This window comes from Martinezella tropici, assembly GCF_003287875.1.
GTDB classification, from domain to species: Bacteria; Pseudomonadota; Alphaproteobacteria; order Rhizobiales; family Rhizobiaceae; genus Rhizobium; species Rhizobium tropici_C.
The window spans coordinates 87,414-113,525 of the sequence record NZ_QMKK01000050.1 but is presented as its reverse complement, the minus strand read 5'-3'; the positions used below and the strand labels follow the sequence as shown (position 1 = coordinate 113,525).

Here is a 26,112-nt window from a genome sequence, read left to right as displayed (position 1 = left end):
TCACTGAGCGGCCCTTTTTTCCTGTTCCGCGGCATGGCTGCGCGCCAGCTGCTCGACGATCTGGTCATTGCCCGCGGCAGCAGCCTTCACATCGTCGCCATTGCGATTCATGACACGGTCCCGCAAACGGCCGACAACGTCGCCGACCGTCGTGCCCTCGCCGACACCGCTCAAAGGAATGTCGAAACCGGTCTTCTGCTGGAAGCTCATGCCGAGTTCCATCGCCATCAGGCTATCGAGGCCGATATCCTTCAAAACCTTGTCGGGCGTCACGCTATCCTCAGTGACACGCAGAATTGCAGCGATTTCCGCAGCAACGAGCGCATGCAGGGCGGCTCGGGCCTCCTCCTCCGATTTGCCGGTGATCAACTCCCTTAGATCGATGCTGTCTCCCTCGTTCAGAGCTTGACGGCTGCCCGTATACCGCATCAGCGGTTCGAAAAGCGAACGATCGGCGATCGGCAACAGGCGAACGGCATTCCAGTCGATCTCGGCGATCATGACGGCTGCGGCATCAACAGCGCCGGTGTCGGCCAGAATATAGCGCTCCACCTGTTCCAGCGCGTCGCGCGCCTTCAATGCGGCGTTGCCCAGGCGCTTGGACAGAAGATCATTGACCTCGCCGTTGCGCGCAAGGAAGCCCTTGTCGGCGATGGCGCCGAAGCCGACGGCCAAGGCCGGCTTGCCGGCAGCGCGACGCGCGCGAGCCAGGCCTTCCAGATAGCCGTTTGCCATCACATAATTGGCTTGCCCAGGATTGCCGAGCATGGTCGTTGCCGAAGAGAAGAGCAGAAAGAGCTCAAGCTCGTCGCCCCGCGTTAAACGGTCCAGAGTTTCGGCGCCGCGCATCTTGACCTCGAGAACAGGGCGATTGCGCTCGGGCGTCAGATTGGCAAGAAGCGCATCATCCAAGACCATAGCGGCGTGAACGACACCCTTCAGTGTTCCTTCGGCGCGAAGCGATGCAAGCAGCGTCTCGACCGCGGTTGCATCGGTAATATCGCAGGCATGCAGCGTCGCCACGACGCCTCGCCTTGCCCAACCGGCCATCGCCTTCCTGGTTTCCGTGTCGGCAATGCCTCGGCGCGAGCACAAGGCTATGCGGCGCGCGCCTCTGGAGACGAGCCAATCGGCGGCGGAAAGCCCAAAGCCGCCGATACCGCCCGCAACCAGGAAAATGCCCCTGGCATCGAAACGCAAGGATTTTGCCGGAGCCCGCAAGACGCTATCGACCCCCGGAACGGGTGGCCGCACGACAATCTTGCCGATATGGCCGGCATTCTGCATCAAGCGGAATGCATTGCCGATCTCGTCATGGGCGAAGGCGCGATATGGCAGCGGCGTCAGCTTTTCTTCAGCGAAAAGCTGTCCGATCTCGGTGAAAATACGCCGCGCAAGATCGGGCGCATTGACCAGCAGCTGATCCGCATCGATGCCGAAATAGCTGACATTGCGCCGGAAAGGCCGCAGGCCGATCTTGCGGTCGGCATAATAGTCGCGCTTGCCAAGTTCCAGGAAACGACCGAATGGTTTGACCAGCTCGATGCTTCGCTCCATCGCTTCGGAGAAAAGCGAATTAAGAACGAGATCCACGCCCTCGCCGCCGGTAAGACGGCGCACGCCCGAGACGAAATCCAGAGAGCGGGAATCGAGCACATGATCGGCGCCGAGCATTTCAAGGAAGCCGCGCTTCTCGACCGTGCCGGCCGTGGCGATCACCCTGGCACCTCTATGCTTGGCGATCTGGAGTGCCGCCAGACCGACGCCGCCGGCAGCGCCATGGATCAGAATGGTCTCACCCGGCTGAATGCGCCCGAGCTCGACCATCGCATAATAGGCCGTCAGAAAAGCAACCGGCACCGTCGCGGCAGCAGCGGCTTTCATTCGCTCCGGCAGCTTGGTCACGCCGTCGCGCCGGACCCGAACATGGGTCGAGAATGCAGCCGGTCCGATGCCCATAACCGTGTCGCCCGGCTGGAGATCATCGACCGCATCGCCCACGGCCGAAATTCTGCCCGCGAACTCCATGCCGATCGTGGCACCGGCGAAGCCATCTTCCAGGGCCTCTTCGGGCAGGAGACCCATCGCCCACATGACATCGCGGAAGTTGAGGCCGGTGGCTTCGACCGAAACGACGACCTCGCCTTCGCCAGGCACGGGAAGGCTGGTTTCCTCCCAGGCCATGCTGTCCAGGCGACCGGCGACACGCTGGCGAATCGTTGCAGCCTCGAAATCGCGGCGGCTCGCTTCGCCGGCACCGAAGGGGCCGGCAGCGGCTCTGATTTCGCGGACTTTTCCGGTCAGGCGATCCAGAACCCACTCCCTGTTCTCCGTCTCCGCCGCCATTAGCGCGTCGATGACCGCAACAATCCGCTTGTCATCCGCATCGGCATCCAGCAGATGCACATCGAAGGCATCATATTCGTTTTGAAGGACACGTCCGAAGGCCCAAAGGCCCGCATTGGCCTCGTCGACAGGACCAGCCGCCAGCGGGGAACCGCCCGGGGCAACGACGATCAGCCGGAACTTTGCTCCATCGCTTTTCCGCGACAATAGATTAGCCAATTCGGCAAAGACCGACAGACGGGACAGCGAGAGTTCCGTCGCCTCGCCGGACTTCCTGTTTGCGAGATAGACGATCCCACGAGTATCGCGATCGATTGCACCGACGATATTGGCAAGATCTGCAGGCGATGCGCCGAGATCGATGACCGTCATTCTCTTATCGAGTTTGGCCAGGCCGTTCCTGCCTTGCTCCGACAGGATCAGGATCGGCTCGGCGGCTTCAGCGGCGCTCGACGTTTCCGGTCGCCGTTCAGAGACAGCCATCACTGCGATCAGGGAACCTTCGGGGAAGGTCAGCTCGCGGATCCGAGGCTTGGCAAAGCCAAGTGTTTCCAGCAGATCTTCGATCTGTTGCGGCGTACCGAGCCGCCCGACCGGGAATTCCGGCGATTGGCTATCTGCAAACCAGCCGTCGGATAGGCCGAAGACGAAATCATTGAAGGCGCTCGGCGCACGGTCGGCCAGCAACAATTGCCCACCGCCGGCGGCGACCGTCCACAAAATCCGCTTGATGTCGTCATTGTGCCGCATCAGATGCTGGCTCTGATCGCCGGACGCGACGACGACGTCGGCAATGGTACGATCCGCCAGCCTGGCGGGGTCCGTCACGATGACATGCGCATCGCGCTCGAAAGCGATCTCCAGCGCGCGGCGGGCGTGCTCGCGGGGCTCGGCGATGAGAAGGCGTGCGCCAGTCACGGAGGCAGCGGCCGCCAGCTTGCGGCTGAAAGCGGCAGATACGGAACCGATCTCAAGAATGTGCTCGATCTCCCCGGCATTGGCTTTGATGGCGGACGTCAGGGCCTCCGCAAGCAGGGAAAGCCGCCTTTCGCTCAAAGGAGAGTGAAGAAGCATATGCTCCAGGGTCGCTCCACTCGAAATGCTTGTGCCTCGATTCGCTGGCTCCTGCTCCACGACATGCGGCCGGATCATCGCCAAATGCTCGAGTGTCTCGCGATAGGCATTGCCTACGAGAACGGCCTCCGCCACGCGCTCTGCATCCTCGCGATAGATTTCCTGCAGCAATTCAGCCAGCGGAGGCAAAGTCGGCTCTTGCGGAACCTCCCATTTGCCCTCATTTGCCGTCGCTATGCCGGCGTCCTCGAGAATATAGAGGCAATTGACGAGAAACGACCTGAACTCGGCATCGCCGGGTAGGCTGGAGAACGCGACGCTGCCCCTGCGATCGGCTAAGGTCAGCGCTATGTCGTGGCAGGCGCGATAGACCGCCGCATCGAGAAGAAGGCTCGCATTGTTGAGCGCACGGTTTCCTTCGAAGCTCGACTGCGGTGAAATCTGCAATGCGCCGGTGCCGACTTCGTCTCTGCCGGCACGAATGACCGATGGCATGCTCTCGTAGTGAAACGCAACGGACTCCAGCGTTGCCCGGCGGCGCAGTTGCGTGCGGCGGAAGCGGCAATCATCGAGAACCGCTACCGGCTTGCCACTCGCATCGAACAAGGCAAAACATGCCTTGACCGAATTTGCGCTGAACCGATCGATCTCGATCCGCGCCTTGACAATCGATCTTCGCCTGCCGAAAGCCGTCACGGTGCCGAAGTGAACGGGAATATAGGGCGCGCCGGCCTCATCGCCGGACAACTGATCGAACAATGCAACGAGACCGTGAAACGCGGCGTCGACCGACATGGGGTTGAGATTGTAAGTTCCGAAAGGATGCGCAGGTGCGGCCGGCGGCTTCAGATCCACCTCGATGAGATCGTGACCGAAAGCGATCGCCTTTGCCAAAAGCCGGAAATGCGGGCCGTAATGCAGTCCGAAACGTTCTGCGGTTTCATAGGTCACTTCGGAGGTCAGAAGAGATTTGCGATCCCTGCCCGATCGTTCGACAGCTTCGGCGAAGCTCTCGCCGCTCAGAGGCTTGCGGCATCGCCCGACGGCATGCACCGTCCATTCGTCACGGCTGAGGCGTTCGCGCGACCGGATCTCGATATCGCCGGTTTCGGACGACAGGATGGTCGACAGCTCGACCATGTGATCCTGCGACAATTCAAGCGGCCGCATGATTTCGAGATTGCCGATCTCAACCTCGTCCGCCCCATAATATTGCTGTGCCGCCGTAACGGCGATTTCGACGAAGCCGCTGCCGGGCATGATTGCCTTGCCGTCGACCACGTGCTCGGCAAGATCCGGAAAAAGACGAGCGTCGAGATGGTTCTTCCACGTCGAACCATTGAGGTCGGTCCGCCAGCCGAGCAGCGTATAGGGATTCTTTCGGTCGCGACCGAAAATATCGATCTCGTCGGCTGTCGGTTGCGTGCGCAATTCCATCGGTTCGAACGGCAGGGACGGCAGCCTGACGAAAGCGTTGCGCGTGGCGCTGCCGCGTGCGCGTAGCGCCGGCGCACCGTTGGCGACTGCCCTCGCGAATGATTGTGAAACCGGATCGTGACCGGCAACGGGCGCTTCGCGCAGCAAGGTCGGTATGGCAATGACTTGAACCGAAGCTTGCTTGGCGATCTCCGTCACATAGTTGGACAGGATCGGGCGCGGCGAAATTTCGATGAAGAGGTTGCATCCCATCGCCATGGCCGTCTGACAGCCGGCCTTGAAGAGTACGGGATCGCGGACGTTCCGCCACCAGTATTGCGTATCGAGCAGCCGCCCGTCGCGCAGTTCGCCAGTCACGGTCGAAATGAAGGTCCCTGCCCCGCTATCAGGCGCCAGATCGGGCAGATCGGTCAGAAAGGCATCTCTGGCACGATCGATGATCGGGTGATGGAACGGATAGTTGATATCGAGAATGTGCACGACGATCTGGGATTTGCGCGCCGCATCCCTGAAAGCTTCCACCTCGTCGACCGGCCCGGAGATCGTTACCGAATTCGGCGCATTGATCGCCGCAATACAGATATTGTCGAGGCCATGGGACCTCGCAAAAGCCAAGGCGGCATCCTCGCCCAGTACAACGGCAGCCATCTTGCCTTCGCCGGCAAGAAGATCCTGATGCAGCGAGCGCTTGGCGACGATTGCGACCGCCTCGGCAGCCGTCAGCGCCTTGGCGGCATAAGCTGCGGCGATTTCGCCGACCGAATGGCCGAGAACGGCATCCGGCCTGACACCCATCGACCACAGGCAGTCCGAGAGAGACGCCTGGATTGCAAACAGCAGCGGTTGCGCAATCTTGGTATCGGCAAGCCGAGCGGAAAGATCCGCGGCGACCAGTATATCCGTCAGCTTCTCGCCGAGATAATATTCGAAAAGGGCGCTGAAGGATTGAAAGCATTGGCGGAAATGGCGGTTTTCCTCGTAGGCACCCACACCCATGCCTGCCCATTGCGACCCATTGCCGGAAAAGACGAAGGCAATCCTGGCGGCTTGCGCCGGTGCCTCGCCCGCCTCGCCGACCAACATTTTGCCGGACAGGTGCGCGTCGATCGCGGCAAGTATCGCCGCACTATCCTTCGCCCGCGCCGCAAAACGATGACGCATAGGCTCGCGATTGGCAGCGGCGGAGGAGACGATCTGCCGCGCGTCCCTGGGCTCGGCGCTTTCAAGACGCATTTTGTATTCCGCGAGCAACTTTGAAAGCGCGGAAGCCGTATGGGCGCTCGCCGCAAAAACTAGCCCCTCGCCTCTGATTTGCGGCTCGGGCGGAGCAACCGGATCGGGATCACTGATGACGACGTGTGCGTTGGTGCCACCAAAACCAAAAGAGTTGATACCAGCAAAACGCGGTTGCTTCGCAGGGAGCAATTCGATCGCGGATGTATTGACGCGGACGTTCAAACCTTCGAAGTCGATCGCCTCGTTGGGGCGGTCGAAATGCAGGGAAGCCGGAAGGAAATTATTCTCCAGCGCGATGATTGCCTTCAGCAGTCCGAACAGGCCGGATGCGGGTTCGGTATGGCCGATATTGGTCTTGATCGACCCGATTGGCACCGGCGCCCGCCGGTTGCGTCCTATGACTTCGCCGATCGCCCAGATTTCGGCGGGATCGCCGACTTTCGTTCCCGTTCCATGGCCTTCGATGAAGGCAATGCGATTGACATCGATCGCATGCCCTTCATAGATCGACTGCAGCAAGGCTGCCTGCGCCTCCCGCGACGGCATGGAGATGCCGTTGGTCCGCCCCGAGGAATTGACGCCAATGGCATAGATCCTGGCATAGCTGCGGTCCTTCTCGCGCAGGGCGACATCCGTGCGACGCAACACGATCGCCGCACCGCCTTCTGCCCGAACATAACCGCGTCCATCGTCGTCATAGGCGCGGCAGAGGCCTTCCGGCGACAGCATGCGCGCCTGTGCAAAGCCGACAAAGGACATCGGATGGAGCAGGACATTGATGCCGCCAACGATTGCGGTATCGATTTCGCCGCCTTCCAACGCCCTGACCGCCTGGTCGAGCGCCACAAGCGACGAGGAACAGGCCGTGTCGATCGTCATGCTTGGCCCGCGCAGGCCGAATATGTGCGAGATGCGATTGGAAACGATCGAAAGCGTATTGCCCGTCATGAAATACGGGCCGCCCGAGGCTGGATCTTCAAGCGTCAGGTTCCCGTGCTCAAGGGAAGATGCGCCGACATAGACGCCGACCCGCTGCCCCTCGAAACCGTCAATCGGCAGATTTGCATCTTCCAAAGCCCGCAAGACGACATTGAGAAGGATGCGCTGCTGCGGGTCCATCTGCATCGCTTCGCGCTGGGAGAGGCCGAAAACCATGGGGTCGAAGGCGTAGACATTGTCAAGAACGCCGGCCGCATATGTGTAGGTCTTGCCCGGAACGCCCACAGCCGGATGCCAAAAGCGAGCGAGATCCCAGCGCTCTTCAGGTATACGGCTTATCGTGCAACGTCCTTCCTTGAGGACAAGCTGCAGTTCTTCAATCGAACCCGCCCCGGGGGCAACGCTTGCGCGTCCGATAATTTCAACCGTCATGATATCTCAGCAATATTCTACGAAGTGCACCAGGCTGACCAATTTCAATATCAACTGCCCACATCATCATTATCTATGGTTGTCACTGATAAAAAATCTGCGTGTACAACCAGTATGCGGCAGTGCAACAACCGATGCAATATGAGATCTCTCAGCCCCTCACCGCGTAGAAAATCGCTGCCCTTGTTCACGTTCCCTGTAATTATTTCCGCATTCAGTTCGCGACGAATTCCGCCCGTTCACAAGGCATGATCCGTCACGATCATACAGATGTCGGCACTCACCAACGAATAGAGGCACAAGCAGCCGTCGCCAGAGCTGCAAAGCCCCATCGCCCGGCTACTGTCCCAGATTCGCCGCAGTCGCCGCTCCTTGCGAGGCAATACCCAATGGCGTGCCGATAAGGTTCAAGAATTTTCGAATATCAACCGACGGATGACGCGAGACATAGATAACGTCGCGGCTCTTGACCGGAAAGGTCTGTCCAACGACCAGGCTATCGGGATTGGACATGTCAAAACGGTAGACGATCGGATAGCGTCCCTTGGCATCGGGCACCATCCCCGTCGATGCCGTAGCGCGATCTGCGAGCCGGTCAGAGCTGGATCAGATCCAGATCCTTGCCGATTTCGCTTTTGGCAATGTCGACCACACTTCTCTCATGGGTAAAGAGGATCGTCTGGAAGCGATCGGCCGTTGCGGCCAGTACCTGTAGACCGGCGCTGACGCGCTCGTCGTCGAAGGTCTGGAAGATGTCGTCGACGATCAACGGCGCAGGCTCGTTGCGGGCGGAATAGTCTTCGAGGAATGCCAGCCGCAGCGCGAAATAAAGCTGATCGCCAGTGCCTTCGCTCAAGCCGTCGAGCGGCACGCGTTCGCCGGCCGCGCGTTCCGCGAGCAACTGCAGCGCGTCGCTTTCATCGTGGGCTTCGACCAGGCGGGAGAAGCGGCCACCCGTCAGCTGCGAGAATAGCTCGCCGGCACGCCGGATGACCGGATCGGCCTGCCTTTCGCGATAAGCCTCCATCGAACCGGCGAGCATGCGGGCCGCAATCTTCAGGACAACCCATTGCCGCGCGAGATCCTTTGCCTCCTGCTCGGCCGAGAGCTTTTCAAAAACCGCGTATTCGGCGCTGACACCTGTTTCCAGCGCCTGCCGCTGGCGGCGGTTCTCCGCCAGCCGTGCGGAAAGTTCGCCATGCACGGCGAACTGCCGCTGGTCTTCCTCGGTCAGCCGCTCGATTTCGAGATCGGCGGCGACGCGTTCGAAGCCGGCCAGCTCGGCGCGAAGATCGTCTTCGGCCTTGCCGTCAGCCTGCTGGCGGAAACGATCGCGGCTTTCGACGAGCCGGGCGGTGAGACGCGTGCGTTCGCGCAGGCGAGAGAGGAGTGCCGGCAGGTCCTCCATACCGCCTAGATCTGCAGTCAGATGATCGAGTTCAGCAACAATGGCTGCGAGCGCAGCCTCCTGGCGTGCCACGAGCCCTTCCCCGCGCTGCTGCTCTTCTTCCAGGGCGTCGCGCTTCTTCAACTCGCCGCGCGTGGCGTTGACGCGGGTGTGCAGCGCCTCGGCAGCAGCATCCGGTGGCAGATGGTCCAGCTCATAACCGCTATTGGCGGCAAGGGTCGCCAGTCGCCGCTCGAAATCCGCCATGTCGCGCCGCATGCCATTGACCCTACGCAGGCGGTTTTCGCGCTCCGCCAGGACATCGGGCAGCTCCTGCCATGCCTTCAGGGCGGCACTCGCCATCTCCAGGGTCGTGTCGGACGGCAGACCGAGCAGTTCCGCGGCTTTGGCGAATGCGCCGCGCCAATCGGTGTACTGTCGTTCCAAGCTCTGTTGCTGGTCGTCGAACCGGGCCAGCCGTTCACGCGCCGCGCCGATCTCCCCTTCTCGCGTGCGGCTTTCGCTCCAGCGTTCGGACAGAAGACGCAGATGCTTGCGCAGACCTTCCGCAATCGCTGCCGGCGGAAGGCGGCCGCTCTTATAGTCGGTTGCCTCGACGATATCCTGCAGAGCGGGCAAGACGCGGTCTTCGGCCAACGCATTCTCATCCCGTTGATCGACTAGCTCTCGCAACGCCTTGCGCTCGCGTCGCAACAGCTCTACTCCGCGGCGCCATTCCAGCATCGTCGATGGGTCGATGGCATCGACGCCGCAAGGCTCAAAAAGGGCTGCAAAGGCTGCCTGTGCATCCTTCAGCGCTTTCTCGCAACCCCTGAGCCGACCGTAAGCCTCCTCCCGCTCCTGCATTAGACGCGCCTGCCGCAAACGATAATCGGCATGGCGTGCGACACGATCCGCATCACTAAGGGCGGCATCGGCCAGACGGTCCGCCTCGGCCACGCTGACGGTCAGTGCCGCAAGCAGCTTAGTCTCCGGCACGGCGCCGTCCGTCCATCTCTGCTGGATGACGGCCCATTGCGCATCGCGATTTTCACGCGCGGCGATGAGCTGTTCGCGCGCGACGATCGGCCCGGTGCGCTCGGCATCCACAAGCGTTCGTGCTATCTCAGCCAGTTGCTCATCGTAGGTCTGCAGCTTGGCGGTAGCCTCACGCACCTTCGATCGAGCGGCGTCGATGATATCGCGATGTCCTGTAATCTCCGGCACTTCCGGCAGCGGTACCGAGAACAATGCACCAATGTCACCGACAGGTGGCTGCAGCCGCGCGGCTGCCTCATGAAGATCGGCTTCGGTGCGACGTATCTGCGTTTCCAGTCCGTCGAGGCGGGCCAAGGCAGAGAGATCGCTGCCCAAAGCCTCAAGCTGGTCAATATAAGGTCTCGGGTCGATCAGCCGCCCGTTGAGGCTGTCCTTCTCGAGCGTGGCCAAATGCTTGCGCTCACTGTCCGCTTGCTCGGCAAGCGACTGCCTCTGCCGCGCAAGCTGCCTGCCCTGCTCCACCAGCTCTGAAAGGCGCACGCGGTCAATATCGCTCGGCTGCTGCCGTTCCAGCTCGGCTTCGGCAAGACCGAGGCGACGGGCAAGCTGCGAGAGCGTCATGTCGTAACCGGCAAGCTCCTGATCGACGCGCGGCAGATCGTGACGCTGGGCGCGGTAGTTGCCGGTATCGGCAAAGAGCTGCGTGATATCGCCCGACATCTGCAGCAGCGCTTCATCCACCTGGATGCCTGCGAGGTCTTCCTCGGCGCGCGCAACAGCTTGCCGAGCACGGCGCAGTTCCTCTTCGCTTGCCTGCCTCTCGCGCAATCTCTGTTCGAGCGTATCGGCGAAGCCATCCGGTATGGCGGCGAGATCGGAAAGGCCGTCGAGTGCTTGGCTTTCCGCATCGATCTCGGCGAGCAAGGGCTGCAGGGTCTTCAGCCGCTGGAGCCGGTCCAGCGCCTCGCGTGTGCTGCGGCGCTCCGCCTGCAGGCGCGCAAGTTCCGTCTCCAGCTCGGCCGCTTCGGCAAGCAGCTTCTTCCAGTCGCCGGACTTCAACTCGTTGTCTCGCTCTGCCTTGCGGGCATCTTCGTACCGGTCGAGAGCCTGATAGAAGCCGCGATCCTTCGAGCGCCTGGCTGCATAGATGCCGTCGGCTTCAACTTCCAATGACTGGCGCAGGCGGGACAGGCCGGTCAGGCCGGACGCCGCCGAGAACAGCAGGCTGCCGATCTCGCCGCCGCTGCGCAACATGGCGGTCGCGCCTTGCCGCAGTCGCTGCGAATCGAGGCCGAAGGCACGCTCGAAGACATCGCGGCTTAAATTGCCGAGGAAGGGCGAAAGTACATCTTCGGCGAGCGCCGTCTCCTTATCGTCGGGCGCGAGAAGCGTCCCCTTGCGGCCACGGCGGCGGCGGAAACTCAAGCATGTACCATCGCGCGCGCGGATGTCTGCTCCGATCCGCAAAGCCCCGGGTTCATGCAGGAAGCTTTGCTCGGCCGCCGTCGGGAAACCGAACAGCAGATCGGAGATTGCGCTGAGAGCCGAGGATTTGCCAGCCTCGTTCGGACCATAGATCACATGCAACCGCGCACCGGAACGAAAATCGATCGGGCGATCGGTCAGCGCGCCATAGCGGAGAATATCGAGGCGGGTGAAGCGCATCAGCCTGCCCTCTGCCCGCGCGCCAGCAGCAATTGCCGCGCCTCTTCGATGAGGGTGTCCATGCCGTCGTCCAGCGGCAATTCCGTTGCGCCAAGGCCACCCGGCAGGCGCACGGCGATCTCGTCGATCAACCGGTGAGCTTCCGCCAGAATATCCGCATCGCCGGCATGGTCTGCCAGTAGCTGGCGCAGATCAAGCACGCCGTCCGCCTCTGCCGATCTTTCCGGCAGCGGTTCCAGCCGCAGTTCCAGCTTTTCCAGCCAGATATCCTCATGCACGCGGTGGCAGGCGGCTTCCACCTCATCGCGCCATTGCTGGCGGTTGGCAGCTATCACACCGTGTAATGGCGTCACACCGGAAAGCCGGACGCGCAGCGCGGTCATACGACCCGCCATCTCATCGGCAATTGGCTGCACCGCCTGCTCCACATGGCGCAGGATCGCCGCCTGATCGTCCTCCGGATCGACGACAATATCGGCCTGCGCAAAACGGGCCTCGTCGACGATGATGCGCTCATGCACGATGCGTCCGTCTTCGACGGTCACCAGTACCGCACCCTTGGCACCGCGTTCGCGAATGTTGCGTCCCTGCAGATTGCCCGGAAAAATGACGAGCGGATCCTGCGCCACCACTTCATAGTCGTGCACGTGGCCGAGCGCCCAATAGTCATAGCCGCGCGATCGCAGGTCGTCGACAGAGCATGGAGCATAAGGCGCATGCGGCTCGCGGCCGGTGAGCGAGGTGTGAAGAATGCCGATATTGAACCAGCCGGAGACGGGTGCGGGGTAGGAAATCGCCAGATTGTCGTTGGCGGAGCGTTCGGCAAAGCCCTGGCCATGAAGCGCCACCTTCAGCGCTTCCAGCCTGACGCTGCCCGGCTTGCCCGTCGGAAATTCGTGGACGTTTGGCGGCAATGTGATGGTCTTGGTGATGACGCTTGCCGCATCGTGATTGCCGCGCAGCAGATAGACCGGAATGCCCGCGCGCTCCAGCCGCGCCATCTCGCGATTGAAGAACAGGCCGATCTTGTTGTCCTTCCAGTCGCCGTCATAGACATCGCCGGCAATCACAAAGAAATCGACGCCCCTTTCAATCGCCAGATCGACAAGCGTCGAGAACGCCTTGCGACTGGCTTCGACGAAGACCGCAGCGACGGCGGCATCCTTCAGAGCCAGGCCTTGAAAGGGGCTGCCAAGGTGCAGATCGGCGGCATGAATGAAACTGAAAGAGGGCATGGGTTCCGATAGCAGTCAGATATCCGGACTTTCCTTTTAAGGAAACGGAGACGCGATGAACACCGCATGCACCACTTCATCCAATGGTTTCGCAAGCCAGGTGGAGTCTGTCATATTTCTCAGTCACGCGATTGCGATCCGCAATCGCCGATCCGCGCTTGTGGCCCTGTCGGGCGGCTGCTACTGCGCTATCATCTTACGAATAAAGAGAGGAGACTTTTCATGAGACATCATGCTTTCGGACGGACGCCCTTTATCGTGACCGATGTCGGCTTCGGCGCCTGGCAGATCGGCGGCGCATGGGGCGATGTCAGCGAGGCCGATGGCCGCGCAGCATTGAACGCCGCCCTCGATGCCGGCATGACCTTCATCGATACCGCCGACGTTTATGGCGATGGCCGCTCGGAAAAGATCATCGCCGACGTCCTGAAGGCGCGTGGCGGCGAGCGCCCGATGGTGGCAACAAAGGCTGGCCGCCGGCTGAACCCGCATGTGGCCGAGGGCTATACCAAGGCCAATCTGGAAGGCTTCATCGACCGCAGCCTGAAGAACCTCGGCGTCGAGAGCCTTGATCTCGTGCAGCTTCACTGCCCGCCGACTGAAGTTCTTTATCGGCCCGAAGTCTTCGCCGGTCTCGACGAACTGCACAAGGCCGGAAAAATCAAGGGATATGGCGTCAGCGTCGCACTGGTCGAGGAGGCGCTGAAGGCGATCGAGTATCCGGGCGTGCTCAGCATCCAGATCATCTACAACATCTTCCGACAGCGTCCCGATCACCTGTTCTTCAAGGAAGCCAAGCGCAAGAACGTGGCCGTCATCGCCCGCGTTCCCCTCGCCTCCGGCCTGCTCTCCGGCAAGATCACCCGCGATACGCAATTCGCCAGCGACGACCACCGCAGCTTCAACCGCCATGGCGAGGCCTTCGACGTCGGCGAGACCTTTGCCGGCGTACCGTTCGAAGTCGGTCTTCAGGCCGTGGAGGAGGTGCGCAAGCTGGTTCCGGCCGGCGTGAGCATGGCAGCTTTTGCGCTGCGTTGGATCCTGATGAACGAGGCCGTCACCGTCGTCATCCCTGGTGCCCGCAATGCCGAGCAGGCCAAGGCCAATGCCGCCGCGGCCGATCTGGCTCCCCTTTCAGCCGATGTCATGGCAGCCACGCGCGAGATCTACGAGCGTCTGATCGCGCCGCATGTTCACCATCGCTGGTAACATCCATATCTGAAATGGTGGCCGGAAGGCGCTTTCGGCCACCATGGGCATGTTGTTCCGTAGGTGCGGGGACGGCATCAATATGCTGCCCAAGCTTGATGCCATTGAGGAAAAGGGGCCGGACAGGTTCCAAGGAGGAATGTCATGAAAGTAGCGCTGGTAACGGGCGCCTCTCGCGGTCTGGGTGCGGTGATCGCCTTGGAGCTTGCCGAGGCTGGCTGGGCCGTCGCCGTCAATTATGCGAGCGATACGCGGGGTGCCGAGAGGGTTGTCGAGACCATCCGGCAGCGTGGCGGGCAGGCATTTGCCGCCCGGTTCAGCGTGATCGACAAGGACCAGCTTGTGGACGGGCTGGAAAAGATCAGGGCATCGCTCGGACCCGTCGATCTCATCGTCAACAATGCGACGGGTCCCCAGCCGGACATGCCGCTGATGGAGCAATCCTGGCGGACTTACCTCGACCAGCTCGAATTCTTCGTCAAGGCGCCGCTGGAGCTGCTTCAGGCCGTACTTCCCGATTGGCGGGCGCGCAAATCCGGCCGCGTCATCAACATCGGTTCCGAGATCGCCGAGCTCGGCAATCCGAATTTCGGCAATTATGCCTCCGCCAAGGGCGCCATGTTATCGATGACGCGCTCCTGGGCGAGAGAGCTGGCGCCGGAGGGGATTACGGTCAATCTCGTTGCGCCCGGCTGGATTCCGGTCGAGCGTCATGCCGGCGCTTCGCAAGAAGCAAGGGACGGCTATCTCGCTCATACGCCTATGGCCCGTTTCGGCACGCCCGAAGATATCGCCGATGCCGTCGTCTTTCTCGCTTCCAGCAAGGCAGATTTCATCACCGGCCAGAAGCTCGCGGTCAATGGCGGGCGGACATTGCTCTGATATCACCAGGCGGCGAAAACGGATCAATGGTGCAGCCGGGCGAGCAGAGCGAGCAGCCTCGGTTATTGCCTGTTTCCTGACATCGCCACGTGCGGATCGGCCGATCAGGTTGCAGGCAAACTGCTCTGCTCGCCGGAATCTCCTGTCTTTCACATGCTGAGGTTACGGCATCAGGCACCTTGAGCCGACGCGAACCGCTGCGCAACTCGCGCAACGCGCTCGCCGTAAGCTCGAGCAGTTTCCAGGTCGCCGATCGACATTTCGCTCGGGGCTGCGTCGGCATCGCATTGCGCCATTGGCGCGATGTAGGATCCCATCCTGTTTGCATCGTCGCGCTTCGAAGCCTTCACGTTCGCCGGCTTTACCCCCAAACTGACCCAAAGACCTCCGTGCTGCCCCGCCAGAAGAACGAAGTATTCGAGAGTATTGAGTTTATCGCCGTTCAAACTGGCGCTGTTGGTGAAGCCTCCGAAAACCTTGTCCTGCCATTTGCTGGTGAACCAAGCCTTCGAGGACGTATCGGCGAACTTCTTAAATTGCCAGCTCGGGCCACCCATGTAGGTGGGCGATCCGAAGACGATGGCGTCGGCGGCGTCCAACGCGGCCCATCCGTCATCGGAAAGGTTGCCATCCGCATCGATGGCGCAAAGTACCGCGCCCGCCCCTTCCGCTACGGCTTCCGCCATCCGCTGGGTGTGGCCGTAGCCGGAATGATAGACGACGACTGTGCTTGCCGTGCGATTTGACATGATGGTTTTGGCCTCCTTCTGGCCATTGCTTTGCGCTTTCCGGAAGCGAGGTCGCTCCGACCGGCGTCTTCTTCCAGGTGGATTGATGACAGAGGGTGGAGAAACCCGACGCCCCGGCGGGGGTTTTCTTCGGGCAGCTATGCACAGGCCTTCATCTGGAAGGCACTTGTTTGCCGCCAGATTTCAGACTTGGCCGCTGATACCCGCCAGTGCCAGCAGCAACAGGAACACGAAAGGTGGCGGAAGTTCTCGATAGTTCCGGATACGAAAAATGGCAGCGATCGCGACGAGCATGATGCAGGCGCCCAATACAATCCCGATATATCGGGTGCCGGCTGTAACCAAAAGCACCGCGGTTGCGAGCTCAAAGGCAGCCGTGACCCAGCACCACCAGAACGGAAATCGAAGTTGCACGAACCCCGCGCGGATTTTCGGATGTCCGCTCGCGTTGACGACAGCGCCAACGAGAAACGCCCAGGCGGCCAGCCAGACGAGGATGGTATCGAGTGACGTTGTGCCTGTGAAAAGTTTCATGGGAAGACTCATTGATATTCTCTTCGCTGATGAACCGAGCGTATGAAGCTGTTATAGCGATAATAATTATTCTAGCATTGCTAGTTTGTCAATCGACGTTCCTTTTGATAGTTTCGCATCAGGAAAATCGCGGCGCATGCAGATTGAGGACGCAGGGTGGGTATCAGCGAACGCAAGACTCGAGAGCGAGGCGAACGTGAACGCAGGATCGTCGTCGCTGCGAGGACGATCGCGGAACGTGACGGCTGGGCTTCCGTCACGATCCGGCGTCTCGCGGAGGAAATAGAATACAGTCAGCCGGTTCTCTATTCGCATTTCGAAAATCGCGATCAGATCGTCGGAGCGGTCGCGCTCGAAGGTTTCGGCGAATTGGCCGCGATACTCCGCGCCGCAATCCGGCCATCGTCCACGTCAAAGGAGCGCGTGGAAGACGTCGCAACCGCTTATCTTGATTTCGCTTTCGATCGCCCTGCGATGTACGAGGCAATGTTCGTCCTGCCGACCGGGCTTCGTTTCGCCAGATCCGACACGCCGGCTCAGCTTCGCGATGGTTTTGGAGCCATGGCGACGGTGATCGCGCCGTTCTCCCAGGATGCGGATACCGCTACCGAAACCTTCTGGGCAGCACTTCACGGTTTGGCAGAGCTTGAACGCCACGGGCGGATAAGACCCGCTTTTCGGGCTCAACGTATCGCGCTCATTACGCAGATGGTGTCGGGTCAACCCTGAGAACGCGTCTTGCGATTAACCTGATCGCGCATAGATGGCTTGGAAAATGCGGGATAAGGCGAAGGGTATAAGCGCTTGGAGTTTGGCTGTTGAGGCCCAAAGCAGCCACGGTGGCATTGCTGCAGGAAGCCACAAAAAAGGGCCCGCAAACGCGGGCCCCGATGTTGTCCACCCGCAAGGCAAAGCCTCGCGGCGGGTGAAAACGAATTAGCTGTTGACCGAGTCCTTCAGGCCCTTGCCGGGCGTGAACTTCGGTACGTTGCGAGCAGGAATATCGACCTCAGCGCCGGTGGACGGGTTACGGCCCTTCGTGGCTGCACGGTGGGAAACGGTGAAGCTGCCGAAACCAGCGAGGCGAATGTCGCCACCCTTCTTCAGTTCAGCCTGGACAGTATCGAAAACAGCGTCAACAGCGGAAGCAGCGTCAGCCTTCGTGATACCGGCCTTCTCGGCCACTGCGGACACGAGCTCATTCTTGTTCATGTTTCCACCCCTTTCTTTGGTATGAAACGACTTATCAGTAAGCGGGGCGCAAAATAGGAATGCTCTTACCCGCCGCAACCCCAAAAGCCCTGCAAATCAAGGAAAAGCAAGCACCGCCGTGCGCTTTTCACAAAAAAAGACCGGCAAAATTGCCGGTCTTTTCGCCTTTTGGATCAATTCGACAGAATTGAGGCGAAGAGCCTCAATGAGCGATGGTCGAACCGACTTCGTCAACGCCTTCAACGGTAGCAATTACAGGCGTTTCCACGGTGCCGTCCCATTCGATCGGCTCGGGCCGGCGAACAAGCGCGTGCTTGATCACCTCACCCATGCGCGACACGGGGATGATTTCCATGCTGTTCTTCACGTTGTCCGGAATCTCCGCCAGATCCTTGGCGTTTTCTTCCGGGATCAGCACCTTCTTGATGCCGCCGCGCAGTGCCGCCAGCAGCTTTTCCTTCAGGCCGCCGATCGGCAGCACGCGGCCGCGCAGCGTGATTTCACCCGTCATGGCCACATCCTTGGAAACCGGGATGCCAGTCATGATCGAGACGATCGCGGTTGCCATGGCAACACCGGCCGACGGACCATCCTTCGGCGTCGCACCTTCCGGCAGATGCACGTGGATGTCGCTCTTGTCGAAGCGCGGCGGTTCGATACCGAAATCGACGGCGCGCGAACGGACGTAAGACGCCGCCGCCGAAATCGATTCCTTCATGACTTCCTTCAGGTTGCCGGTGACCGTCATGCGGCCCTTCCCCGGCATCATCACGCCTTCGATCGTCAGCAGCTCGCCACCGACCTCAGTCCAGGCGAGACCGGTCACGACACCGACCTGATCCTCGCGCTCGGCTTCGCCATGGCGGAAGCGCGGAACGCCCAGATATTCGTCGATATTCGCAGCGGTGATCGCAACGGACTTGGTCTTGCCCTTGATGATCTCGGTGACCGCCTTGCGGGCGAGCTTCATCAATTCGCGCTCGAAGTTACGCACACCGGCTTCGCGGGTGTACTGCTGGCTGATCGCCATCAGGGCATCGTCGCTGACCGAGAATTCATTCGGCTGCAGCGCATGTTCCTTGATGGCCTTCGGCAGCAGGTGCCGCTTGGCGATTTCGCGCTTCTCGTCTTCGGTATAGCCGGCGATACGGATGATCTCCATGCGGTCCATCAGGGGCGCAGGGATATTCAAGGTATTCGCCGTCGTGATGAACATCACGTCCGACAGGTCATATTCGACTTCCAGGTAGTGATCCATGAAGGTCGAGTTCTGCGCCGGGTCCAGCACCTCCAGCAGGGCCGAAGACGGATCGCCGCGATAGTCCTGGCCGAGCTTGTCGATTTCGTCCAGCAGGAAGAGCGGGTTGGACTTCTTGGCCTTCTTCATCGACTGGATGACCTTGCCGGGCATCGAGCCGATATAAGTGCGGCGGTGACCGCGGATCTCGGCTTCGTCGCGAACGCCGCCAAGCGCCATGCGGACATACTCACGGCCGGTCGCCTTGGCGATCGACTGGGCAAGCGAGGTCTTGCCGACGCCCGGAGGGCCGACGAGGCACAGGATCGGTCCCTTGATCTTGGTCGCGCGCGCCTGGACGGCCAGATATTCGACGATGCGTTCCTTGACCTTTTCCAGGCCGAAATGATCCGCTTCGAGAATCTTCTCGGCATTGTTCAGATCGGCCTTGATCTTCGACTTCTTGTGCCAGGGGATACCCAGCAGCCAGTCGAGATAATTGCGCACCACGGTGGCTTCCGCCGACATCGGGCTCATCTGACGCAGCTTCTTCAGCTCCGCATCGGCCTTTTCCTTGGCTTCCTTGGAAAGCTTGGTCTTGGAGATGCGCTCTTCCAGTTCGGCCATCTCGTCGCGGCCTTCCTCGCCGTCGCCGAGCTCCTTCTGGATCGCCTTCATCTGCTCGTTCAGGTAATATTCGCGCTGCGTCTTCTCCATCTGGCGCTTGACGCGCGAGCGGATGCGCTTCTCGACCTGCAGAACCGAAATCTCGCCTTCCATGAAGCCGAGCGCCTTTTCAAGGCGAGCCTTAACGCTGGTGGTTTCCAGCATTTCCTGCTTCTCGGTGATCTTGATCGACAGATGCGAGGCGACAGTATCGGCCAGCTTCGAATAATCGTCGATCTGGCTGGCAGCGCCAACCACTTCCGGCGAGATCTTCTTGTTGAGCTTCACGTAGCTTTCGAATTCCGAAACGACGGAGCGGCTCAGCGCTTCCAGCTCGACCTGGTCTTCCTCCGGCTCGTGCAGAACGTGGCCGAGGGCTTCATAGAAATCCTCGCGGCCGGTATATTCGTCTATCTCTGCGCGCGCACGGCCTTCGACCAGCACCTTCACGGTGCCGTCGGGCAGTTTCAGCAGCTGCAGAACATTGGCAACGGTACCGACCTTGTGGATGGCGTCCGGCGCGGGATCATCATCGCTGGCATTGATCTGGGTGACCAGCATGATCTGCTTGTCCGAACCCATGACCTCTTCCAGCGCCCGAATGGATTTCTCCCGTCCGACGAACAAAGGCACGATCATGTGGGGGAAAACCACGATGTCGCGCAACGGCAAAACCGGATAGGCAATGCTCTCGTGTGCCGCAGACGTTTTCTTACTCATCTTATTTCCTTTCCGTCGTCCCGTTCCCGGGCTCTCTGCCGGCTGGGAGGGATTAGCCGGCTCTCTCACTTGGTAAACAAGTGGAGCTTCACACTACCTATTTCAAGTCATGCGAGACATGCCGCCGTCACACGGCAGCCCCGCTCGTTTACGAGGAGGAACGCAACAACAAACACGAAGCCCGGCCACTCAAAACAATCACCAGCGAAGCGGAATCCGAGGAAGAACACCGGGCTCATGCCCAACTCGCCAGATGCTCCAGAATCATTCCATGATGGCTGCAGCAGAGGCTCTTCACAACCGGTTTCGACCGCGTTCCTATAAGCTTATCCAAGACTTTATCAGCAAACTGCACGATTTTTCAAACAGAAAGGGGCCCGTCGACGACGAGCCCCCGATTCGTGATCGCAGATGCGGGCGTCAGGCCGTTGCGTTGGCCTTTTCTTCCTGCCGATCGGCATAGATGTAGAGCGGGCGGGCAGAGCCGCGGACCACTTCCTCGGAAATGACCACTTCGCGCACGCCTTCCAGTGCCGGCAGCTCGAACATGGTGTCGAGCAGGATCTTCTCCATGATGGAACGCAGACCGCGGGCACCCGTCTTGCGGACGATCGCCTTGCGGGCGATTTCGCGCAGCGCATCCTCGTGGAAGGTCAGCTCGACATCTTCCATCTCGAACAGACGCTGATACTGCTTGACGAGCGCGTTCTTCGGCTCGGACAGGATCTGGATCAGCGCATCCTCGTCGAGGTCCTCCAGCGTCGCCAGAACCGGCAGACGGCCGATGAATTCCGGGATGAGGCCGAACTTCACCAGATCTTCCGGCTCCAGCTCGCGCAGCACTTCGCCGACGCGGCGGTCATCCGGTGCCTTGACGGTCGCCCCGAAGCCGATCGAAGTCTTCTCGCCACGGGCGGAGATGATCTTGTCGAGGCCGGCGAAAGCGCCGCCGCAGATGAAGAGGATGTTGGTCGTGTCCACCTGCAGGAATTCCTGCTGCGGATGCTTGCGGCCGCCCTGCGGGGGAACCGAAGCCACCGTGCCTTCCATGATCTTCAGGAGCGCCTGCTGCACGCCCTCGCCCGAGACGTCACGCGTGATGGACGGATTGTCCGACTTGCGGGAAATCTTGTCGACTTCGTCGATGTAGACGATACCGCGCTGTGCGCGCTCGACATTGTAATCGGCGGCCTGCAGCAGCTTGAGGATGATGTTTTCGACGTCTTCGCCGACATAGCCCGCTTCGGTCAGCGTCGTCGCATCGGCCATGGTGAAAGGCACGTCGATGATGCGCGCGAGCGTCTGAGCCAGATAGGTCTTGCCGCAACCGGTCGGACCGACGAGCATGATGTTCGACTTCGCCAGCTCGACGTCACCATTCTTCGATGCGTGTGCGAGACGCTTGTAATGGTTATGAACGGCAACGGAGAGGATCTTCTTCGCCTGCCGCTGGCCGATGACGTATTCGTCGAGAACCTTGATGATGTCCTGCGGGGTCGGAACGCCGTCACGGGACTTCACCATCGAGGATTTGTTTTCCTCGCGGATGATGTCCATGCATAGCTCGACGCACTCGTCGCAGATGAAGACGGTCGGTCCGGCAATCAGCTTCCGGACTTCATGCTGGCTCTTACCGCAGAACGAACAATAAAGCGTGTTCTTCGAGTCGCCGCCGTTGCTGCCGCTGACTTTGCTCATATCACTTTCCTTCCAGCACGCCGCCAATTTCCAGATCGAAATCGCGGTCCACTCAATGCGCCCGCCGGACCTGCCCCTCGTTTGCAGATCGCGGCGCCCTTCAGGGTACTGAACGCAGATCGGTCAAAGACCAGAACTGCGTGGCAACGATCCCCCTTCGAATGCCGAATGCCATGTCACAAAAACGCTACATAGCATGAATCTTACTATTACCGCGTTCCGCTCCACATTAAACCCCTATTCGATCACAAATGGGATAGAACTGTGGCGTAGAAGTCACCGCCTCGTGGATAAATCACGAGGCGCTTTCACCTTCTATTTCGGTACGCGACGTCAGCACCTTGTCGATAAGACCCCATTCCTTGGCCTCGTCGGAGGACATGAAATGGTCACGATCGAGCGTCTGTTCAACTTCCTCGTAGGTCCGACCGCAATGCTTGACATAAACTTCGTTCAGGCGGCGCTTCATCTTGATGATGTCGCGCGCATGGCGCTCGATATCAGAAGCCTGGCCCTGGAAACCGCCCGAGGGCTGGTGAACCATGATGCGCGAATTCGGCGTGGCGAAACGCATGTCCTTGTCGCCTGCGGCAAGCAGCAGCGAGCCCATGGACGCAGCCTGGCCGATGCAGAGCGTCGAAACGGCCGGCTTGATGAATTGCATCGTGTCGTAGATCGCCATGCCGGCGGTCACGACACCACCCGGCGAATTGATGTAAAGCGCAATTTCCTTCTTCGGGTTTTCGGCCTCGAGGAAGAGAAGCTGGGCGCACACCAACGTCGCCATATGGTCCTCAACCGGGCCGGTCAGGAAAATGATGCGTTCCTTCAGCAGTCGGGAATAGATGTCGTAAGACCGTTCCCCACGATTGGTCTGCTCAACAACCATCGGCACCAGAGCCATAGCTGTATCGACTGGATTTCTCATGTGCGTCCTTTATCAAACTTGCCCCGGCGACGGAAACGCCGGGAATCGGAGTAAAAATCCTTTACTCCTACATAGAGTGTCCCTGCCCTTCACTTCAAGACGCGCAAAAGCATATCGTCAAAAAGCAGTAATGCCTGCGGGGGCGTCGACAAAGCATTTCTAAACACCGCGCCTCGAATGCCAAGATGCCATGGCGCCGCGCCACCGGCTGCCCACTGCATTTCCCGGCCGCAAGGTGAAGGAAGCATGAAAGCTACCCCGATCCGACGAGAATTCGAAGACACAAGTAAAATTTACCAACTCATTTAATGAACTTACCATCTTATTCGGCAAGGATGGGCCAATCGCGAGAATCGTTGCGCGTTTGTGCCAACGATCCGAAGGGAGTGGAGAAACACCCATCGTGCTGAATATGACCACGGGTCTGACCATCTGGTGCTCGGAAGCCATCACCCTGGCGACCGTACTGCTCTTCGCCTGGAGGCACGATCGCAAATCCCCCACCTATCTGATCTGGGCCATCGGATTTACGGTCAGCGCGGTTGGATTCGCGCTGGTGGCGGCTCGCGGCGTCGTTCCCGACATCTGGTCGATCCAGATCGGCAATGCGGTGGCGCTGCTCGGCGAAAGCGCATGGATTGCCGGGTTCCGCTTGATGGACAAGCGCAAGCTGGAATGGTCGGCACTCCTGCCGCCTGTCATCTGGGTGGTCGGCGTCAGTCTGCCTTGGGTCAGCGGCAATTTCGCCAATCGCGTCATTGTCTACGATCTTGCCGGTGCCGTCGGCGCGACCTTGCTCGCCTTTGCCGTCCACCCGGCCGATGGCCGCCGCGAGCCGGCGCGCGGGCAGCTCGGCATCGTCTTCATGGGCCTCGCCTGCTTCTGTTTCGGCTCGGCTCTCTGGATGGTGCTTGTAGCCCCCTCGCTGGAAGAGGCCATGATCTATCGCGGTTATATGGCGCTCGGCTACGGGCTGCTCATCATCGTTGCCATCGTTCTGAACGGCAAGCTGCTGATGGAGCGCGCCGAGCGTCGCTGGCGGGCGATCTCCATCACCGATGCGCTGACGGGGGTTCTGAACCGGCGCGGGCTTCAGGAAAGCTATGAGATTCTCGCCGGAGAAGGACAGCAACAGCGGCCACAGAAGCTCGCCGCGCTGCTGTTCGACCTCGATCACTTCAAGAAGATCAACGATCGCCACGGCCATCAGACGGGCGATGCCGTTCTGACAGAATTTGCCCGTATCGCCCGGCAGTTCGTGCCGCGCAGCGGTGCGTTCGGCCGAATGGGTGGAGAAGAATTCGTCGCCTTCGTTCCCATAGAAGATCAGTCCCAGGCCGAAGCCTTGGCCGAAACCATCCGCGCCGATTTCTGCCGTGTGCCGCTGCTTGCTGGGCGCACGCTGGTGCCGGCAACCGTCAGCATCGGCGTTTCGATCATGCCGCGCGACACCGTCAGCTGGGACCGCCTGGTCTCATTCGCGGATCACGCGCTTTATGCCGCCAAGCGCGCCGGCCGCAACTGCACCATCGTCTTCAATGAAATGGAAACTGCGAAGGAGGCGGAGGCAGCGCCGGGCGCCGACGACGGCGAGCTTGTGCCGACCCTTGACGATCAGATTCATGCTCTGAGGCGCATGGGCACGCTCGCCAGGATGTGACCGGCTCGTTCGGCACATCCATCGCATGGGCTTTGGTTTGATCAAATCGCACGACTGCCCCGCAAAGGGGCCATCCTGAACACAAAAGGCGCGCTTCGGCAGCGCGCCTTCACAGATTACGCGGCAATCTCCGTCCGTATCAACCGTAACGACCGGTGATGTAGTCTTCCGTGCGCTTGACCTTCGGCGCCTGGAATATCTGCTCGGTCGCGCCATATTCGATGAGTTCGCCCAGATACATGAAGGCGGTGCTGTCGGAGATGCGGCTTGCCTGCTGCATGTTGTGCGTGACGATGACGATCGTGAAATCACCCTTCAGCTGCGATACCAATTCCTCGACCTTGGCGGTCGAGATCGGGTCGAGAGCCGAGGTCGGCTCGTCGAGCAGCAGGACTTCGGGGCGAATAGCGATGGCGCGAGCAATGCAGAGGCGCTGCTGCTGGCCGCCGGAAAGGCCAAGTCCGCTCTGGTGCAGCTTGTCCTTGACTTCGCTCCACAGCGCGGTCTCCGTCAGCGCCGCCTCGACGCGGACGTCCATTTCCGCCTTGGAGATCTTCTCATAGAGGCGGATACCGAAAGCGACGTTTTCGTAGATGGACATCGGGAACGGCGTCGGCTTCTGGAACACCATGCCGACCTTGGCGCGCAGATCGTTCAGATCGACGTCCTTGGTCAGGATATTGCGGCCATCAAGCAGGATCTCGCCGGCAACCGTCTGGCCCGGATAAAGATCATACATGCGGTTGAAGGTGCGCAGCAGCGTGGACTTGCCGCAACCCGAAGGGCCGATGAATGCGGTGACCGCATTCTTGCGGATATTCATGTTCACGCTCTTCAGAACACGATGGCCGTTCTGATAGGTGAAATCGAGTTTCTTCACCTCGAGCTTCGCGAGCGCACCGAGATCCGACTGGGAAGCAGCGTCCTTCCCCTGTTGTGCGTTGACGCTCTGGAATTTGCTGTCGCTCATGTTCATGGTCTCATTCCTATCGTTCGACGGCTGCGTCATTGGCGGCGCCCACTCAGGACACGGGCAAGGATGTTCAGCGCAAGGATGGCAACGGTGATGATCAGCGCGCCGGCCCAGGCCAGTTGTTTGAGATCCTCGCCGGCATCGGCGGCAAGCGTGTTGATGGCAACCGGCAGCGTGGCGATCGGACCGGTCAGGCCCGTATTCATGAATTTGCTGTAGCCGGCAGTGAAGAGAAGCGGTGCGGTTTCGCCGCTGATGCGGGCGATGGCCAGCAGAATGCCGGTGAGAATGCCGGTCCAGGCGGAACGGTAGATCACCATCATCATGGACTTCCATCGCGGCGCACCGAGCGCGGCGGTCGCTTCACGAAGCGCATTCGGCACCAGCAACAGCATGTCCTGCGTCGTACGGTTGACGACCGGGAGCGCGATCAGCGCCAATGCGAGGATGCCCGCGATGGCGGAGTTGCCGTGCATGGGCACGACCACGGCGCCGTAGACGAACACGCCGACGATGATCGAGGGTGCGGACAGCAGAATGTCGTTGATGAACTTGGCAGCCTCGGCAAGTTTGGTGCCGTTGGCATATTCCACCAGGTAGGTGCCGGCGAGAATGCCGATCGGCGCGGCGATCAGGATGGCGCAGCCGGTGACCAGCACCGTGCCGTAGATTGCGTTTATCAGACCGCCGCGCGAGCCCTGAGCCGGGATCGACATGGTGAACACGTCGAGGCTGAGCGCCGATACACCGCGATAAACCAGGCTGACAAGGATCACGCTGAGAAAGAATATGCCGAGAATGGCCGCGAGGAAGGACAGGGCCATCATCACCTTGTTCTTCGTATAACGCCTCGACACGAGATTCTGACGAACTGCATTTTCCATGGTTTTTCCC

At 60.4% G+C, this 26,112-nt stretch carries 15 protein-coding genes and 1 pseudogene; 4 read left to right on the top strand and 12 right to left on the bottom strand.

Annotation, left to right across the window (positions count from 1 at the left end):
- The 4 genes and pseudogenes from DQ393_RS23950 to DQ393_RS23935 all read right to left on the bottom strand — a co-directional run bounded on the left by DQ393_RS23950 (position 1) and on the right by DQ393_RS23935 (position 12,750).
- Positions 1-7,464 (bottom strand): type I polyketide synthase, encoded by a 7,464-nt coding sequence (locus tag DQ393_RS23950; protein ID WP_112344199.1) that lies wholly within the window; start codon positions 7,462-7,464, stop codon positions 1-3.
- A 339-nt stretch (positions 7,465-7,803) separates the two neighbouring features.
- A pseudogene (locus tag DQ393_RS23945) lies at positions 7,804-8,034 on the bottom strand (polysaccharide biosynthesis/export family protein); the annotation flags it as partial.
- 25 nt (positions 8,035-8,059) lie between these two features.
- Entirely contained in the window at positions 8,060-11,515 is a 3,456-nt protein-coding gene (locus DQ393_RS23940) for an ATP-binding protein (RefSeq protein ID WP_112344198.1), read from the bottom strand.
- Entirely contained in the window at positions 11,515-12,750 is a 1,236-nt protein-coding gene (locus DQ393_RS23935; protein ID WP_112344197.1) for a metallophosphoesterase family protein, read from the bottom strand. Before DQ393_RS23935 ends, DQ393_RS23940 begins: the two co-directional genes overlap by 1 nt.
- Positions 12,751-12,972: 222 nt before the next feature.
- Here DQ393_RS23935 and DQ393_RS23930 point away from each other — a divergent pair, with 222 nt between their 5' ends.
- Both DQ393_RS23930 and DQ393_RS23925 read left to right on the top strand, forming a co-directional pair.
- Positions 12,973-13,959 (top strand): aldo/keto reductase, encoded by a 987-nt coding sequence (locus tag DQ393_RS23930; RefSeq protein WP_112344196.1) that lies wholly within the window; start codon positions 12,973-12,975, stop codon positions 13,957-13,959.
- Positions 13,960-14,103: 144 nt separating this feature from the next.
- Positions 14,104-14,841 (top strand): SDR family oxidoreductase, encoded by a 738-nt coding sequence (locus DQ393_RS23925; protein WP_112344195.1) that lies wholly within the window; start codon positions 14,104-14,106, stop codon positions 14,839-14,841.
- Positions 14,842-15,011: 170 nt separating this feature from the next.
- Here DQ393_RS23925 and DQ393_RS23920 read toward each other — a convergent pair whose 3' ends face one another.
- Both DQ393_RS23920 and DQ393_RS23915 read right to left on the bottom strand, forming a co-directional pair.
- Positions 15,012-15,590: a flavodoxin family protein gene (locus DQ393_RS23920; protein ID WP_181592413.1), complete on the bottom strand. Its 579-nt coding sequence runs from the start codon at positions 15,588-15,590 to the stop codon at positions 15,012-15,014.
- A gap of 183 nt (positions 15,591-15,773) precedes the next feature.
- Positions 15,774-16,124, bottom strand: a complete 351-nt coding sequence (locus DQ393_RS23915; RefSeq protein WP_245430440.1) for a DoxX family protein — start codon at positions 16,122-16,124, stop codon at positions 15,774-15,776.
- Between the two features lie 156 nt (positions 16,125-16,280).
- Between DQ393_RS23915 and DQ393_RS23910 the strand changes: the two genes are divergently transcribed.
- On the top strand, positions 16,281-16,853 hold the full coding sequence (locus tag DQ393_RS23910; protein ID WP_112344192.1) for a TetR/AcrR family transcriptional regulator: 573 nt from the start codon (positions 16,281-16,283) through the stop codon (positions 16,851-16,853).
- Between the two features lie 207 nt (positions 16,854-17,060).
- On the opposite strand, the gene hupB is transcribed toward DQ393_RS23910, so the two are convergent.
- From hupB to clpP, 4 genes are all read right to left on the bottom strand, one after another.
- Positions 17,061-17,336: a DNA-binding protein HupB gene (gene hupB, locus DQ393_RS23905; RefSeq protein ID WP_015339480.1), complete on the bottom strand. Its 276-nt coding sequence runs from the start codon at positions 17,334-17,336 to the stop codon at positions 17,061-17,063.
- Positions 17,337-17,538: 202 nt separating this feature from the next.
- Complete coding sequence (gene lon, locus DQ393_RS23900; RefSeq protein ID WP_112344191.1) at positions 17,539-19,959, bottom strand: endopeptidase La; 2,421 nt, start codon at positions 19,957-19,959, stop codon at positions 17,539-17,541.
- A gap of 420 nt (positions 19,960-20,379) precedes the next feature.
- Positions 20,380-21,657, bottom strand: a complete 1,278-nt coding sequence (gene clpX / locus DQ393_RS23895) for an ATP-dependent Clp protease ATP-binding subunit ClpX (RefSeq protein WP_047627083.1) — start codon at positions 21,655-21,657, stop codon at positions 20,380-20,382.
- Between the two features lie 295 nt (positions 21,658-21,952).
- Positions 21,953-22,585 (bottom strand): ATP-dependent Clp endopeptidase proteolytic subunit ClpP, encoded by a 633-nt coding sequence (gene clpP / locus DQ393_RS23890; RefSeq protein WP_004122396.1) that lies wholly within the window; start codon positions 22,583-22,585, stop codon positions 21,953-21,955.
- A gap of 403 nt (positions 22,586-22,988) precedes the next feature.
- On the opposite strand from clpP, the gene DQ393_RS23885 reads away from it, so the two are divergent.
- A complete protein-coding gene (locus DQ393_RS23885) occupies positions 22,989-24,245 on the top strand; it encodes a GGDEF domain-containing protein (RefSeq protein ID WP_112344190.1) in 1,257 nt (418 codons plus the stop codon).
- Between the two features lie 139 nt (positions 24,246-24,384).
- Here the strand turns inward: DQ393_RS23885 and pstB are convergent, their stop codons facing one another.
- Both pstB and pstA read right to left on the bottom strand, forming a co-directional pair.
- Positions 24,385-25,221, bottom strand: coding sequence for a phosphate ABC transporter ATP-binding protein PstB (gene pstB / locus DQ393_RS23880; RefSeq protein WP_112344189.1), 837 nt, complete (start codon positions 25,219-25,221; stop codon positions 24,385-24,387).
- A gap of 29 nt (positions 25,222-25,250) precedes the next feature.
- Positions 25,251-26,102: a phosphate ABC transporter permease PstA gene (pstA, locus tag DQ393_RS23875; protein ID WP_095434489.1), complete on the bottom strand. Its 852-nt coding sequence runs from the start codon at positions 26,100-26,102 to the stop codon at positions 25,251-25,253.
- Positions 26,103-26,112: the final 10 nt, after the last annotated feature.

What these genes read in the sequence shown, in the direction of transcription:
- pstA (WP_095434489.1), bottom strand. Translation starts at nt 26,102, where the DNA reads ATGGAAAATGCAGTTCGTCAGAATCTCGTGTCGAGGCGTTATACGAAG.
- DQ393_RS23915 (WP_245430440.1), bottom strand. Translation starts at nt 16,124, where the DNA reads ATGAAACTTTTCACAGGCACAACGTCACTCGATACCATCCTCGTCTGG.
- hupB (WP_015339480.1), bottom strand. Translation starts at nt 17,336, where the DNA reads ATGAACAAGAATGAGCTCGTGTCCGCAGTGGCCGAGAAGGCCGGTATC.
- DQ393_RS23950 (WP_112344199.1), bottom strand. Translation starts at nt 7,464, where the DNA reads ATGACGGTTGAAATTATCGGACGCGCAAGCGTTGCCCCCGGGGCGGGT.
- pstB (WP_112344189.1), bottom strand. Translation starts at nt 25,221, where the DNA reads ATGAACATGAGCGACAGCAAATTCCAGAGCGTCAACGCACAACAGGGG.
- lon (WP_112344191.1), bottom strand. Translation starts at nt 19,959, where the DNA reads ATGAGTAAGAAAACGTCTGCGGCACACGAGAGCATTGCCTATCCGGTT.
- DQ393_RS23935 (WP_112344197.1), bottom strand. Translation starts at nt 12,750, where the DNA reads ATGCCCTCTTTCAGTTTCATTCATGCCGCCGATCTGCACCTTGGCAGC.
- DQ393_RS23925 (WP_112344195.1), top strand. Translation starts at nt 14,104, where the DNA reads ATGAAAGTAGCGCTGGTAACGGGCGCCTCTCGCGGTCTGGGTGCGGTG.
- clpX (WP_047627083.1), bottom strand. Translation starts at nt 21,657, where the DNA reads ATGAGCAAAGTCAGCGGCAGCAACGGCGGCGACTCGAAGAACACGCTT.
- clpP (WP_004122396.1), bottom strand. Translation starts at nt 22,585, where the DNA reads ATGAGAAATCCAGTCGATACAGCTATGGCTCTGGTGCCGATGGTTGTT.
- DQ393_RS23920 (WP_181592413.1), bottom strand. Translation starts at nt 15,590, where the DNA reads ATGTCAAATCGCACGGCAAGCACAGTCGTCGTCTATCATTCCGGCTAC.
- DQ393_RS23940 (WP_112344198.1), bottom strand. Translation starts at nt 11,515, where the DNA reads ATGCGCTTCACCCGCCTCGATATTCTCCGCTATGGCGCGCTGACCGAT.
- DQ393_RS23930 (WP_112344196.1), top strand. Translation starts at nt 12,973, where the DNA reads ATGAGACATCATGCTTTCGGACGGACGCCCTTTATCGTGACCGATGTC.